Genomic DNA, 14,561 nt, shown 5'->3' with positions numbered 1-14,561 from the left:
CCGCTTCTATTTAATCACTGACCTCGAATGCGGCCGGATCGAGTTCGCTCAGCGTGACGATGACATGCTCGGCGCCGCGCGGCAAGGCTGGTTGTGCGGGGCGCGCGCGCAATTGCGCCAGGTAGTCGGCACGGCAGCGGCGCAGCACGTAGTCGCGGAAGTTGTCCTGTTCCAGATCGCGCCAGGCGCGTGCGCGGCCGGCGTCGGAGCGCGCCACGGCGGCGGCCCGCGTCGCTGGCGACAGGTCGGCCGCGCCCGGCGTCAGGCGCGCGTAGCCGTAGCGGTCCATGTAGTCGCCGGTCAGGGTTTCAATCAGCGCGATTTCGTCCATGCTGAGCTGCTGCTTGAACTTGTCGATGTTGGCGGCAATTGGCGCGAAACAGTTGGATGACCACAGCGCCGACAACTGGCTGATCTGCCGGGCTTCCTGCGAGGCGCCAACGTCGAGCATCTGCGGCAGGTAGTCGATGCCGAGGAAACCGCACAGGGTTTCCAGCGTGGCTTGCTGGGCCGATAAAAAATCTTCGTAGCGTATGGTCAGCACCCGCCCCGGATAGCGCGCTGTCACATGGTCGGTGGCGCGGTGGGCGGCCAGCCAGGTTTCGGCGTTCAGACCGGTGTCGAAGTCGTGGATGATGGCGCGGTTCATCGACGCCACCTGGGCGCGCGGGTCGCGCACCACGTTCACGAACAGCATGTCGGGAAACAGCGTCATCAGCTCATCGGCGTGGTGCACGTTGTCGAGTGACTTGTCCATGGCGACGCTGGCGCCTTGCTGTTCGGCCGCGCGCAGCAGCAGCTCCCAGTGCACGCGGTGCACGCTGCGCGGCTGGTGCCGAATGGCTTCGAAAATCTGCACCGGATCGAACGCCATCTGCGGCCATTTGACCATGCTCACCGCTTGCAGCCCGCACAGGTCGGTGACCAGACGGAAGTAGTGGCGGTCGTCGCGCAGGTCGCCGTAGTGCGCCAGCAGCGGCATGAAATCGACGATATGCAGCGGATAGGGCGAATAGAACTGCGGCGCCATGTTCAGGCGCAGGCGCAGCGCGTGGCTGCCGCAGCGGCGCAGCGGAATCATCATCACGGGCCGCGGGCGGGGTGGGCTTGCAGTCATCTCATTCTCCTGAAAAATCAGCCGCCGGCCGACAGGGGTGCAACATCAGGCGGCATGGGTGCGCGCCGCGTCAGCGCGGAAATAGGCGTCGAAGCGGGCGATGAAGTGGGTCAGTGCGGCCGCCGGCAGGTGGTTGATGCCGGCGGCGGCATGGCGACCGCCGCCGCTGGGGAATTCGCTGCACAGCCGGCAGGCACTGTGTGTGTGCGGCTGTCCCGAGCGCACGCTGACCAGGTAATCACCATCGCTGCGTTGCACCAGCACGGCAAACGCGGCGCCGTCCTGGCGCGCGGCCAGCCGGTTGGCCAGTACACCGTTGACACGGCGTGCCCACGCACCGGACGGCAGCAGGTACACCGCGTTGCCGTGCTGCTGCCAGTGTGGTTGCAGGTGCAGCAGCTGGGCGCAATCGGCGCGGTAGCCGTCCAGCAGGGCCGGGTACAGCCTACTGGCCATAAAGCCGGCCGGCGTCGCCTGCGCGCTGATGGCGAGGTACAGATCGGCTGGCGCCACATGCAGGTCGGCCTCGCATTCGCCATACGCGTTGTAGTTAAGGACTTGCCCGAGTTGCTGCAGCGCCGCGGTGGCGTCGTGCTCCAGCCCCAGGCTGTGCGCCAGTGCCCGCGCCGGCTGGTCGAGGTTGTCGCCAAAGGCGGCCGTCACTGCCCAGGGACGGTAACGGCCGCCCAGATGGCGGTCCACCAGGATGCTGGTGCACACCTGCGGCGCCGGGTCGCAATGCAGCGTCAGGTGCGGATGGCGATGGGCCGGCGCGCAGTCGGCGCCGTGATGGTCGAACCAGGTCAGGTGCGCGCCACCGTCCAGCAAACGTTGCAGCTCGCCGGCATTCGCGTCCAGCGACACGTCCAGCACCATCACTTCCATGCCGGGCCTGGCCGGCACCCGGCGCAACAACGCAATGTCGCGCTTGACGCCGGTGATCAGCGTGCGCCGGGCCGGCGTATGCAGGCGCAGCATGTGCAGCGCACAGATACCGTCTGCATCGCCGTTGAAGACGTCGTAGTCCATGGCGTCACAGGAAGCGCGGCGTCAGGTGGCCGAACAGCTGGTCGCAGGCGTGTTCCAGCGTCAGCACGCCGGTGTCGAGTGTCAGTGCCGACTGCAGCGGCGCTTCGTAGGGCGCCGACACGCCGGTGAACTCCGCGATCAGTCCAGCCCGCGCTTTCTGGTACAGGCCCTTGGGATCACGTTCCTCGCACACCGTGCATGGGGTGCTGACATGGGTCTCGATGAAATTCCCGGCGCCGATGATGGCGCGCGCCAGATCGCGGTCGCTGCGCAGCGGCGAAATGAAAGCGCAAATCACGATCAGCCCGGCATCGTTCATCAGGCGCGCCACTTCGGCGGCGCGGCGGATGTTTTCCTGACGGTCGCGTGCTGTGAAGCCGAGATCGCTGTTCAGGTGGTGGCGCAGGTTGTCGCCGTCCAGCACGAAGCAGGTGCGGCCGGCGTGAAACAGGCGCTGCTCCAGTGCGTAGGCCAGCGTCGATTTGCCGGCGCCGCTCAGGCCGGTCAGCCAGACGGTGGCCGCCTGCTGACCCAGCTGGCGACAGCGTTGTTCGGTGGCGACGCCGCTGGCATGCCAGAACACTTGCGGCGCCGCCTTGTCCTGCCGTTCCAGACTGACCATGAGGTGCTCCTGCTGCACTTAGAATTGTTCCCATTCGTTCGATTCGGCCGCCGCCATCTGCTTGGGGGCGCTCTTCACACTGGGGCGGGCCGGGGCCCGGACCGGCTTGGGTGGCGCCGCCAGCTGCGGTGCAGGTTTGCTGACGCGGGCGATCGGCTTCATGCTAACGTGCATCACGGGGGCAACCCCGGCCGTCAGGCGGAAGGTGCTGACGACGTCGTTCAGGCTGTTGACCTGTTCCTGCATCGCCTGCGCCGCCGCCGCCGCTTCCTCGACCAGCGCTGCATTCTGCTGGGTGACGTCATCCATTTGCGTGACGGCGTTGTTGATCTGCTCGATGCCGGCGCTTTGCTCGCGTCCGGCCTGCATGATCTCCGACATGATGGTGGTCACCCGCTTGACGCTTGCCACCACTTCATCCATGGTGTTGCCGGCCTGCTCGACCAGGCGGTTGCCGGCCTGCACCTTGTCGACCGAATCACCGATCAGTTCCTTGATTTCCTTGGCCGCCGCCGCACTGCGCTGGGCCAGCGTGCGCACCTCGCTGGCGACCACCGCAAAGCCGCGACCCTGCTCGCCGGCCCGGGCCGCCTCGACCGCCGCGTTCAGCGCGAGAATATTGGTCTGGAACGCAATCCCGTCGATGACCGCAATGATGTCGACGATTTTGTGCGCCGAGACATCGATGGCGGCCATGGTGTGCACCACTTCGGCCACCACCGAGCCGCCCTTGGTGGCCACGCTGGAGGCCGATTCGGCCAGGCCGTTGGCCTCGCGGGCCCGGTCGGAGTTGATGCGCACGGTGCTGGTCAATTGTTCCATCGACGACGCGGTTTCCTCCAGTGTGCTGGCCTGCTGTTCGGTGCGCGAGGACAGATCGAGGTTGCCGCTGGCGATCTGGCTGGCGGCGCTGGCGATGGTGGCGCTGCTGGACTGCACCTGGCCGACAATCAGGGTCAGTCCGTCGCGCATGGCTTGCATGGCGTAGAGCAGGCTGCTGGTATCGCCACTGCGCGGATGGATCGGCACACTCAGGTTGCCGGCTGCGATCTCCGCCGCGATGCTGGCCGCTTCATCCGGTTCGCAACCGAGCTGGCGCACCAGCCGATGGGTAATCAACCAGGCCGCTGCGATGCTGCACAGCAATGCCAGGCCGCCCATGATGAGCATATTCTGGCGCGCGCTGGCATACGCCGCGTCGGCGTTGTTGACCGACTCGATGTTCTGTTTTTCTTCCAGTGCGATCAGCTGGCGTAGCAGATCCCACCATTTCCGCTGTACCGGACGGAACTCGGCGCGCAGCAGCTGGTAGGCCTGGTCCTGATGCTGTTCCAGCGCCAGGGTCTGGGCGCGCTTGATAAACGGCGCTGCCTGTTCACCCTGCTGGCGGATGCTTTCGAGCAGCGCCCGTTCTTCGGTGCTGGTGCCGCCCTCGGTACGGAACATCTGCGCCAACTTGTCGATGGCAACGGCGTACTTGGCTTCCTGGTCGCTGATGCGCTTGACTTCGATCTGGATATCCTTCTCTTCCTTCAGCAGGATCAGGTTACGCAGCGCGAGTGCACGCTCGGTGACGGTCAGGTCCATGGTCTGGGCCAGCCGCATTTCGACATCGTTGACTTTGGCAATCTCGACCATGCGTCCCTGAATCTGGCGCATGCTTGACAGTCCCAGTGCAATCACCAGAAGCAGTAATACTGATACCAGGCCGAATCCAACGCTGAGTCTTTGGGCAACGGTCATATTTCGCAAAATCATGTCTTCCCCTTAGTCGTAATGAGACAAATGCATAAACTTATGCTGTTTATGCTGAATTTTTGCCTTAAACGATCTTAGTTCAAATATGTCCTTACGAATATTTCCGTAAAAAAATACTGAATGCTTACAACAGTTTAATAATCTTGAGCAACCGCACCAATTTAGTGCCCCGCGCGCAAGGCTGGATTTGGAAGAAACAGCAGTTTGCTGCGTCAATGGCAATTGCAACACGGTGTTTGCCCACGGCGGCGCACGCAAGTAAGCAATCGGCCTGTTGCCTGCTGTAAAAATGGATTTGCAGTAAAGTAGGAAAGTGCCCGCTGATGCGGGCGCTTTTGCTGATTTCCAGGACACCTCATGATCTTTCGCTTCACGCCGCTCGCGGCCACCGTATGTTTCTCGCTCGGCCTTCTCGGTAGCGCCCACGCAGTCTCCCCACCCGCCCTCGAGGCCAAACACGGCATGGTGGTGTCGTCCCAGTACCTGGCCAGCGATATCGGGGTCGCTATCCTGAAACAGGGCGGCAACGCCATCGATGCGGCAGTCGCGGTCGGTTACGCCCAGGCGGTGGTGAACGCCTGCTGCGGCAACATCGGCGGGGGCGGCTTCATGACCATCCACCTGGCCGATGGCAAAGACACGTTTATTAATTTCCGCGAAAAAGCGCCGGCCGCCGCCAGCGCCGACATGTACCTGGACGCCGACGGCAAGCTCAAACCCGGCGCCAGCCTGCACGGCTACCTGGCGGTCGGCGTGCCGGGCACGGTGGCCGGTTTCGAGCACGCGCAGAAAAAATACGGCAAGCTCACGCGCGCCCAGGTGCTCGCGCCCGCGATCAGGCTGGCGCGCGAAGGCTATATTCTGAACCGCGCCGACACCGACATCATCGACACCACGGTGGCCTGGTTCAGGAAGGACCCGGAAGCGGCGCGCATCTTCCTGCGGCCGGATGGCACGCCGCTGCAGCCGGGCGACCGCCTGGTCCAGACCGACCTGGCCAACACGCTTGAAGCCATCGCAATCAAGGGCCCCGATGCGTTCTACAAGGGCGCCATTCCCGCAGCCGTGGAAAAGGCCGCCAAGGCGGGCGGCGGCATCATCACCGCGGCCGATTTCGCCGCGTACCACGTGAGCGAAATGGCGCCGTTGAAGTGCACCTATCGCGGCTACCAGTTCATCGTGGCGCCGCCGCCGAGTTCCGGTGGCGTGACCATGTGCCAGATCCTGAATATTCTCGAGGGCTACGACATGAAGGCGCTGGGCTACCATTCGGCCGCCTCGGTGCATGCCATGGTCGAAGCGATGCGCCATGCTTACATGGACCGCAACACCTTCCTCGGCGACCCGGATTTCGTCAAGAATCCGACCGCACGTTTGATGAGCAAGGACTACGCCGCCGCCATCCGCAAGCAGATTCAGCCGAACCAGGCCACGCCATCGTCTGCCGTCCAGCCGGGCAGCATGCCGCACGAGAAGCCGGAGACGACCCACTACTCGGTGATCGACAAGGAAGGCAACGCGGTCTCGACGACCTACACCGTGAATGGCCGCTTCGGCGCGGTGGTCATTGCGCCGGGCACGGGTTTTTTCCTGAACGACGAGATGGACGATTTTACGAGCAAGATCGGGGCGCGCAATATGTATGGCCTGGTGCAGGGCGCCAGCAATGCCATCGCGCCGGGCAAGCGGCCGCTGTCGTCGATGTCGCCGACCGTGATCACGAAAGACGGCAAGACCTTCATGGTGGTCGGCTCGCCCGGCGGCTCGCGCATCATCACCATCACGCTGCAGGCAGCGCTGAACGTGATCGATTACGGCATGGCGCCGCAGGAGGCAGTCGATGCGCCGCACATCCACCACCAGTGGCAGCCCGACCTGGTCAACTACGAGCCGCGCACGCTGTCGCCGGATACCTTGAAGTTGTTGACAGAGATGGGCTACACGATGAAAGAGCAGTCAACCTGGGGCGCGACCGAGATGATCCTGGTCGGTCCGCCGGTTGTGGCGGGCGCGGCGCCGGCAAGTTCAGGGAACGACTCGGGCGTCTCGGGCAAGGTGCTGCCCGGCTTTATTTACGGCGCCAACGACAACCGCCGGCCAGCTGGCTCGGCGGCTGGCTATTAATACTTCCAGTTGAGACTCACGCTGGCATTCCTCGGCGCCGCATAATAGCCCTGCGTCCACAACAGGCTCTTCAGATAGCGCTTGTCTGTGACGTTGTTCACATTCGCGGCCAGGGTCAGCTTCGGCGTGATGTCGTACTGCGCCATCAGGCCCACGGTCGTGTAGCCGCCCTGCGTGATCGTCGCGCCGTTTTCCTGCGTGTAGATCTTCGATTGCAGGTTGATTGCCGCGCCCACTTTCAGCTGTGGTAGCGCGTCGAAGCGGTAGGTGGTGGCCGTTTTGATGGTCTTGCGCGGGATGAAGGTGCGGGCAGCAGCGCCGTCGTCGCCGGTCACCGACAGCTGCGAAACGCCGATGCTCGCTTGCCAGTTACGCGCCAGCTGGCCGGCGAATTCGATCTCGAAACCTTGCGACTGGGCCTCGATACCTTTGTAATAGGCGTCGACGCCGAGGTAGCCGATCAGTTGCGCGGCATTGCTCTGTTTGGTTTTGAAAATCGCGCCGGACAGATTCGCCTTGCCGCCAAACAGTTCGCTCTTCAGGCCCAGTTCATAGGTCTTGCCTTCGACCGGCGCCAGGGTATGGCGCGTGACATCGATCTCGCTTTGCGGATTGAAAATCGACGTGTAGCTGCCGTAGGCCGACAAAACGGGGTTCATCGTATAGACCAATCCAACGTAGGGCGTGGTCTTGCTGGCGGCGCGATAGCTGCTCACACCGTAGCTGGAACCCGCGGTATCGACCTTGGCGTGGTTGGCGCCGGTGAGCAGCTTGACGTCGTCGGCAAGGTTCCAGCGTACCGCGACATACGCGTTCTTGCGCTTGTCGTTGTAGCCGCCGTTGTCGGCGGCCGCCGGGAAGTCCGGCTTCGGATAGCTGCCATCGACGGCCGCGTTGCCGGGCAGCGCGGTGCCGGTATCGGCGCCCGTGGATGAGTTGGAGCTGATGCGCGAATCGGCCCACGCGCCGCCCAGGCTGACGTCATGGCTGCGTCCTGCCAGCGCGAATTTTCCGGACACCTGCGCATCGACCATTTTCTGTTTGAAATCCGAGTTGTACAGGGACGTATAGCTCGACAGGCCGAGGCCGGTGACGCGGTCCTGCGTACCGGATACAAAAAGCATCTGCCAGCGGCTCGGCGCCACATTGTAGGTGGCCGTCACCTTGCCCGACCAGCCGTTGGCGAACGCGTGCGTCCATTCGGCGAAGCCGCTGTGGACCTCGGCGTTCGAGAACGCCCAGTCGGTGCCGGTGCTGGCCGAGCCTGCATAATTGGTCGGGCTGCCGTCGCTGAAATACAGCGGGAGCGCGCCGTACATCGCGCCGGTGGCGGCGCTTTTTTGATAGGTGTAGCCGAGTGCGAGCTTGTCGTCGCGCGTCAGTTTGCCTTCGACGATGGCCGACGCCACGGTTTTGTTCAGGTGGTAGCGATCGAGCCAGGAATCGCCCTGGTCGCGCGCCAAGACGAAGCGGGCCGCCCAGTTTTCCGACAGCGGCGTCGAGACGTCGACGTCGAGGCGCTTGTTGCCCCACGAGCCGAGGGTGAGGGTGCTGGAGGCGGCCAGTTCCTTGCCCGGGCGTTTGCGCACGAAGTTGACGGTGGCCGATGGATTGCCGGTCGAGGACATCAAGCCGTTCGCGCCGCGCACGATGTCGACCTGTTCGTACAGGGCGGTGTCGAAGTTGCCGGTGACATTGCCGAACACAAACGGCACGCCGACGCCGTCGTACTGGAAATTGGTGATATCGAAGCCGCGCGCGGTGTAGTAGACGCGGTCGGTTTCGACGGATTCGACCGACACGCCGGGCGTGCTGGCCAGCATGTCGCTGACCGAATTGAGCTTGAAGTCGTCCATCTTTGCGCGCGTGACGACAGTCACCGATTGCGGCGTCTCGCGCAGCGACAGATCGAGGCGGGTGGCCGAACTGCTGTCGCGCACGGTGTAGCCGGGTTTGTCGGCGGCGCCGGTGACCGTGACCGTCGGAATGGGTTCGTCGAGGTCGTCCGCGAAGGCGGGGGCGCTGGAGGCCACCAGCAGGGAGCAGGCCAGCGCCAGGGGACGCAATGGAAAACGGGAAGGACAGTACTGCGGCATTGAAACTCCTGAATGTGCGTCTAAATGTTAATGCGAATCGTTCTCATTATAAATGCTGAGGCGGATTTTATCTACCTATAGCCGCAGGTACTTTGTAAATAGGGGTCAGGCGTGGAATCGGCGGCCCGGTTTGCAATGCGGATTGCATGGCATATGCAGATCAACAAAATGATGGAATGCGCAAGATTTTCATGCCACACTGGATTGGCAGTCCGAGCGCCTGATGATGCAGCGAGCCGGTTGATGCAATGCTTGATCGCTCTTCGAAAAGGTGCGGACGCGTAGTCTGGATCGCATCGTTTCGTCACTTTATGAGGGAGTCAATCATGCCTATCGGTACGCTTTTTCTCGGCGCAATAGGGAAGGACGTCGAACTATTGCAGCAGGCACTATTTGAAAAGAAATTTTATGCCGGTTTGATCGATGGTTCGTTTGGTGCCACCACCGAACAGGCCGTGATCGCCTTCCAGCGCAGTGCGGAATTGAAGCCGGACGGCGTGGCCGGGCCGGTCACGCTGCGTGCGCTGGGGCTGCTGGGCGACGATGCGGCCGCGGATCCGGTCACCCGGCTGTCGGTCGACCTGGTCAGCCAGATGTGCGTTGGCGCTCCCTTGCAAAATATCCGCGAGCATCTGCCCAACATCCAGCGCTCGCTGATTGCCCGCGGCTTGCAGGCGCCGTCCACGGTGCTGATGGCAATCGCCACCATTCATGTCGAAAGCGGCCAGTTCAAGCCGGTTCCTGAAGGGGTGTCGCAGTTCAATACGGTCCTGCCGAACGGGCCGCATTTCGCCAAATACGACAATCGCAAGGATCTCGGCAACCTGGGGCCGGACGACGGACAACAATTCCGCGGCCGCGGCTTCGTCCAGTTGACGGGACGGGCCAATTACCAGCGTTTTGGCAGCTTGCTGACGCCGCCTTTCAAGCTGGAAGATGCGCCGGAGCGGGCGCTGGAAAGCGCCATTGCCGCCGATTTGCTGAGCTTGTATTTGAAAGCGAATAGCAGCCGCATCAAGGCGGTATTGACGAGCGACGCAATGGCGCCGATGGACAAGCTGGCGGCGCTGCGCCGCATCGTCAATGGCGGCTTGCATGGCTTCGACGCGTTTGCAAAGTCGTGGGCCACCGGCGCCGGTCTGATGGGCTTGTCGTTGGCAGACAGTTTGAAGGCGGCGGCACTACAGCCCGCGTAGAACCGGCGCCGCTTCGCGTGCCCGTGCTTCGCCAGCTGCTGTCTGCGCAGCTGGCAGGCGGGAACGTCGACCATTCACGCGGCCACGACCTCGGTTTCGCCTGGCGCGGCCGACTTCGGAACCAGCCTGATTTCCATGCCGAGTGCGTCGAGCAGGGCCGCCAGGGTTTCGAAGCGCGGCTTGCTCGACGGGCGCAACGCCTTGTAGGTGCCCTCGCGCGTCAGTCCGGCAATGCCGGCGATAGTCGTCACGCCCCTGACCCGGATGACGTTCCTGAGCGCCTGCTCGCCACTCGAAATGACGTCGTTGATGCAGGCGGCAATGGCGGCGTCGCTGGTCAGGCTGTGCGCCACGTCGAAGTCGTCTAGGCCATCGAGGCTGTCGAGGCGACAGGCGGTATCGGTCGTGTTCATGCTGGTGTTCCTTTCACTCGGCCAGCGCGTCGCGCCGGGCTTTCAAACCGGCCAGCATCTCCCTGGCGTGGCAGCATGACTGTAATCGTTTGGTCTCGGATGTCAATCGGAGGTGAGTCGAATGATTGTGACTGCGCTGCCTGCGCGCGCATCCGGCTGCGCCAAACACGCCGTTCGTCCATTAAATGTAGACAAAAAAATGGCCCGGACCATCACGGTCCGGGCCATCCGGGGCTGCTTCAACCCGGGGAATATCAGGAGCGGAAACTGCCCGCATCCAGCACCAGTGTCGCCGCGCCGCATGCCGGCGTCACCGCTTCGCGGTTGCTGCTGATGGTGGACTGGTTGCTTTCCCAGCTTGCTGCGCCCGCGCCGCTCTTGACGAATTTGTACTGGATCGCCGTCGATGGCGGCAGGCTGAACGTGCGCGACCAGGCCGCGTTGGCGCCCGTGCCTTCGATCGTCAGCTGGCTCGCCGAGGTGGCCGCCCAGTTGCCGAACTCGGCACGGTCGCCGGCCACGTACAGGCTCTGGCCGGTGACGGTATTCGCATTCGCCACCCGCAGTTTGACCGACACGGCGCTGCACGTGACGGCAGCGGCGATCTTCTGGTTGATGTGCAAGGCCACTGCCGGGACCACGGTACCCGTCACGCTGCCGAGGGTGAGCGTCACCACGCCATTGGCCGGCACCACCACGCTGTCGCTGGTGCAGCCGGTTTTGGCCGCGTTCAGCAAACCGTGTGCGACGTTGCAATAGGTACCCGCCGGCAGACCGGTGGCGAACGAACGGTTGGTCCACGCGGCGCTGTCGTTGTTGATGGCGATAAAGCCCTTGGCGCCGCGCGAAAATGCGATCTGGTTGACAGTGCCGGATACGAAGTTGGCCGTGCCTTCACCGGCCGTGGCGGCGCGGAAGCCCACCATGTTCGAGATCTCGGGCCAGCGATGAATAAAATCCCACTGCTGGTTGACCAGCGCATTGCCGTTGGCATCGAACGGGCTGGCGCTTGGCGGCGCCTGGTTAGTGGTGGTGAAACGGAAGCCCGAGTGGACTTGCGCCGCGCCATACGGCCAGGCCAGCATCAGCATATTGGCCAGGTTGTAGCGCTTGGTGCCGGTGGTGTCGTTGTTGACACCGGTGAAATTGCTGGCCACCAGCGAGCTGGGCGAACCATCGTTGCGCTCGGTGTCCCAGTTATTCACGAACACGGTGGCGTTCTGGCTGGGGATGAAGCCCCAGCTGCCGCCCCATTTGGCCGGCGTGCCCATGATGGTTTCCAGCTTCGAGATGCTGGCGCCGTTCAGGTTCTGGAACATTTCCTTCATCGCGTACACGTAATGGAACTCGTTGACGGTGCCGGTGGCGAAATAGCTCGGGACATTCACGCCACCGTCGACGATCACTTCCTGGGTGATCCAGAGCGGCTCGCCCGAGGTGGTGGTGCGCGTGGCGCCATTCAGGAAGGCGGCGATGTCGGCCGGGGCCAAGTGCTTGGCAGCGTCGAAGCGCATGCCGTCCACGCCCATTGCCACCAGTTTGTTCAGGTAGGTGCGGATCTGGCCCTGCACATAGGTCGAACCGGTGTTCAGGTCAGGCAAGCCGGGGATGCGGCAGGTGGTGACATTGCTGCGGTTGGTATTGCTGTAATCGGCGCTGGCGATGGTGCAGTTGGCGTGGAAATCGGACGCACTGAAATTCGGGTAGGCCAGCGTATTGCCGTTCCAGCTGGTGCCGTCGCTGGTCTTGCCCGAGCCGCCGGCCATGTGGTTGACCACCACGTCGGCATACACGCGCACCTTGGCTGCGTGGCAGGTGGAAATCATGGCCTGGAATTCGGCTTCGGTGCCCATCAGGCTGTTCAGCTTGGTGTAACTGACTGGCTGGTATATGTCGTACCAGGTGTTCAGGCTCACCGACGTGTGCGGCGGAGACACCTGCACCGCGCCATAGCCTTGCGGGCCGAGCCAGTTGGTGCATTCTTTGGCGATATCGTTCCAGCGCCAGCGGAACATTTGCACCGAGGTATCGGCCGGATTGAAACTGGCCGCGCTGGCAGGCGTCGCCACGATCATCGACATGCTGGCCAGAATGGCGGCGGCGAGTAATTTTTGCGCTGGTCTTGTTTGGATGAATTTCACGCTGTGTCCTTTGAATGCGTCACTGATAAAAACGGCGATGCCGCTTTGGTGCGCGAGCAGATTAGCACCGGATTGCGCGGCTGCGAAGTGGCACGGCGACGCACATGCAGCGCGCATTGTGCCGCGCCCGGACTGCCTGTTTGAAGCATGGAACGGCATCGTCAAAGAAATACGTGGCTGGAATAAAACAGGGGAGCTGCGCGATTTCTCCCCGATTTTCATAGCGCAAGCGGGGGCATTGCCGCGTGTAGCAGCGTGATCAGAATGACCATGTTTTTAGTCCGCCGCAGATGTGCTTTATTGCGGTTAACTATTTTTCTTTAAGTTGTTTCGAGATGTTTCAGGTGGTTGGCACCAGCGCCTGCGCCGCCTGTTCGCGCAGCAAATACTTCTGCACCTTTCCCGTGACCGTCATCGGAAACGCCTCGACGAAGCGCACGTAACGTGGGATTTTATAATGCGCGATCTGGCCGTCGCAGAAAGCGCGGATGTCTTGCGCCGTGACCTGCGCACCGGGTCGCAGCACGATGCAGGCGCACAGTTCTTCGCCATATTTTTTGTCCGGCACGCCGACGCATTGCACGTCCTGCACCTGCGGGTGCCGGTACAGGAATTCTTCCACTTCGCGCGGATAGATGTTCTCGCCGCCACGGATGACCATGTCTTTCGCGCGCCCGACGATGGTCGCAAAGCCGTCGGCGTCGATGGTGGCCAGGTCGCCGGTATGCATCCAGCGCGCCGCGTCGATCGCGTCGCGCGTTTGCTCCGGATCGTCCCAGTAACCCAGCATGACCGAGTAGCCGCGCGTGAGCAGTTCGCCCTTTTCGCCGCGCGCGACGATGTTGCCGGCGCCATCGACGATTTTCACTTCCAGGTGCGGATGCACGCGCCCGATGGTGGCCACGCGCAGCGCGAGCGGGTCGTCGACCGCGCTCTGGAAACTGACTGGCGAGGTTTCCGTCATGCCGTAGGCAATCGTCACTTCCTGCATGTGCATGCTGTCGATCACGCGCTGCATGATTTCGGCCGGGCAGGGCGAGCCGGCCATGATGCCGGTGCGCAGCGAGCGCAAATCGTACTGGCTGAAATCGGGATGGTCGAGGATGGCGATGAACATGGTCGGCACGCCATGCAGGCCGGTGCAGCGCTCGTCCTGCACCGTGCGCAGCACCGCCACCGGGTCGAAGCCTTCGCCCGGATACACCATCGTCGCGCCGTGTGTCACGCAGGCCAGGTTGCCCAGCACCATGCCGAAGCAGTGGTACAGCGGCACCGGGATGCACAGGCGGTCGGCGCGGGTGAGGCGCATGGCCTCGCCGATGAAAAAGCCGTTGTTGAGGATGTTGTGGTGCGTCAGCGTCGCGCCTTTCGGGGCGCCCGTGGTGCCGGAGGTGAACTGGATGTTGACCGGGTCGTCGAATTGCAGGCCACGCGCGGTGCTGGCAAGCTTGGCGAAGTCGCCGGCGTCGGCCTCGGCGCAGACCGTATCGAAATTGACCATGCCGGGCGTGTGCACGGTGCCGAGCCGGATCACGTGGCGCAGTGCCGGCAGGCGCTTTGACGCCAGCTGGCCGGGGCTGGACGTCGCCAGTTCCGGCACCACGTCGCCCAGCATGGCGAGATAGTCGCTCGACTTGAAGCTGGGCGCGAGGATCAGCGCGGTGCAGCCGACCTTGTCGAGCGCAAATTCGAGTTCGGCGCGGCGATAGGCCGGGTTGATGTTGACCATGATCAGGCCGGCCCTGGCAGTGGCGAACTGGGTCAGCACCCATTCGGCGCAGTTGGGCGCCCAGATGCCGACGCGCTCGCCCGGCAACAGGCCAAGGCGCACCAGGCCGGCGGCCAGGCGGGTAACGCGCTCGTTGAATTCGGCGTAGGTCCAGCGCACCCCCTGGCTGGGGACGACCAGCGCGTCATTGGCGCCGAAGCGCGCGGCAATCGTCTCGAGATAGTCGCCGATGGTGGCGCCGATCAGCGCCACGTCGTGCGCGCCATGCACATAGCTTGCGAGTGATTTCATCATGGTCTCCATGGTTATTTTATGGGACCATTCTAGCGGTACTTT

General features: G+C 63.2%; 11 protein-coding genes. 3 read left to right on the top strand and 8 right to left on the bottom strand.

What is annotated here, in order from left to right; genetic code table 11:
- Positions 1-10: 10 nt before the first annotated feature.
- The 4 genes from V6M87_RS16020 to V6M87_RS16005 are packed head-to-tail and all read right to left on the bottom strand — an operon-like array spanning position 11 to position 4,511.
- Positions 11-1,117, bottom strand: a complete 1,107-nt coding sequence (locus V6M87_RS16020; RefSeq protein WP_332877642.1) for a sulfotransferase family protein — start codon at positions 1,115-1,117, stop codon at positions 11-13.
- 45 nt (positions 1,118-1,162) lie between these two features.
- Positions 1,163-2,146, bottom strand: coding sequence for a hypothetical protein (locus tag V6M87_RS16015; protein ID WP_332877641.1), 984 nt, complete (start codon positions 2,144-2,146; stop codon positions 1,163-1,165).
- A 4-nt stretch (positions 2,147-2,150) separates the two neighbouring features.
- A complete protein-coding gene (cysC, locus tag V6M87_RS16010; protein WP_332877640.1) occupies positions 2,151-2,768 on the bottom strand; it encodes an adenylyl-sulfate kinase in 618 nt (205 codons plus the stop codon).
- An 18-nt stretch (positions 2,769-2,786) separates the two neighbouring features.
- Positions 2,787-4,511, bottom strand: coding sequence for a methyl-accepting chemotaxis protein (locus V6M87_RS16005; protein WP_332877639.1), 1,725 nt, complete (start codon positions 4,509-4,511; stop codon positions 2,787-2,789).
- Positions 4,512-4,988: 477 nt separating this feature from the next.
- On the opposite strand from V6M87_RS16005, the gene ggt reads away from it, so the two are divergent.
- The gene (ggt, locus tag V6M87_RS16000; protein ID WP_332877684.1) at positions 4,989-6,650 is read left to right on the top strand and encodes a gamma-glutamyltransferase; all 1,662 of its coding nucleotides are present in this window, start codon (positions 4,989-4,991) and stop codon (positions 6,648-6,650) included.
- Here the strand turns inward: ggt and V6M87_RS15995 are convergent.
- Positions 6,647-8,746 (bottom strand): TonB-dependent siderophore receptor, encoded by a 2,100-nt coding sequence (locus tag V6M87_RS15995; RefSeq protein WP_332877638.1) that lies wholly within the window; start codon positions 8,744-8,746, stop codon positions 6,647-6,649. The genes ggt and V6M87_RS15995 overlap by 4 nt on opposite strands.
- A 326-nt stretch (positions 8,747-9,072) precedes the next feature.
- Between V6M87_RS15995 and V6M87_RS15990 the strand changes: the two genes are divergently transcribed.
- Complete coding sequence (locus V6M87_RS15990) at positions 9,073-9,942, top strand: peptidoglycan-binding protein (protein ID WP_332877637.1); 870 nt, start codon at positions 9,073-9,075, stop codon at positions 9,940-9,942.
- Between the two features lie 74 nt (positions 9,943-10,016).
- Here the strand turns inward: V6M87_RS15990 and V6M87_RS15985 are convergent, their stop codons facing one another.
- Both V6M87_RS15985 and V6M87_RS15980 read right to left on the bottom strand, forming a co-directional pair.
- Complete coding sequence (locus V6M87_RS15985) at positions 10,017-10,355, bottom strand: addiction module antidote protein (RefSeq protein ID WP_332877636.1); 339 nt, start codon at positions 10,353-10,355, stop codon at positions 10,017-10,019.
- 254 nt (positions 10,356-10,609) lie between these two features.
- A complete protein-coding gene (locus tag V6M87_RS15980; RefSeq protein WP_332877635.1) occupies positions 10,610-12,496 on the bottom strand; it encodes a carbohydrate-binding module family 20 domain-containing protein in 1,887 nt (628 codons plus the stop codon).
- On the opposite strand from V6M87_RS15980, the gene V6M87_RS15975 reads away from it, so the two are divergent.
- Complete coding sequence (locus V6M87_RS15975; protein WP_332877634.1) at positions 12,486-12,755, top strand: hypothetical protein; 270 nt, start codon at positions 12,486-12,488, stop codon at positions 12,753-12,755. The two genes, V6M87_RS15980 and V6M87_RS15975, sit on opposite strands and share 11 nt — an antisense overlap.
- 81 nt (positions 12,756-12,836) lie before the next feature.
- Here the strand turns inward: V6M87_RS15975 and V6M87_RS15970 are convergent, their stop codons facing one another.
- Positions 12,837-14,528 (bottom strand): AMP-binding protein, encoded by a 1,692-nt coding sequence (locus tag V6M87_RS15970; RefSeq protein ID WP_332877633.1) that lies wholly within the window; start codon positions 14,526-14,528, stop codon positions 12,837-12,839.
- Positions 14,529-14,561 lie beyond the last annotated feature (33 nt).

The organism is Massilia sp. S19_KUP03_FR1 (assembly GCF_036688685.1).
Classification (GTDB): domain Bacteria; phylum Pseudomonadota; class Gammaproteobacteria; order Burkholderiales; family Burkholderiaceae_D; genus JALYUM01.
The sequence above is the reverse complement of the archived record's forward strand: the minus strand, read 5'-3'. Positions and strand labels throughout refer to the sequence as shown.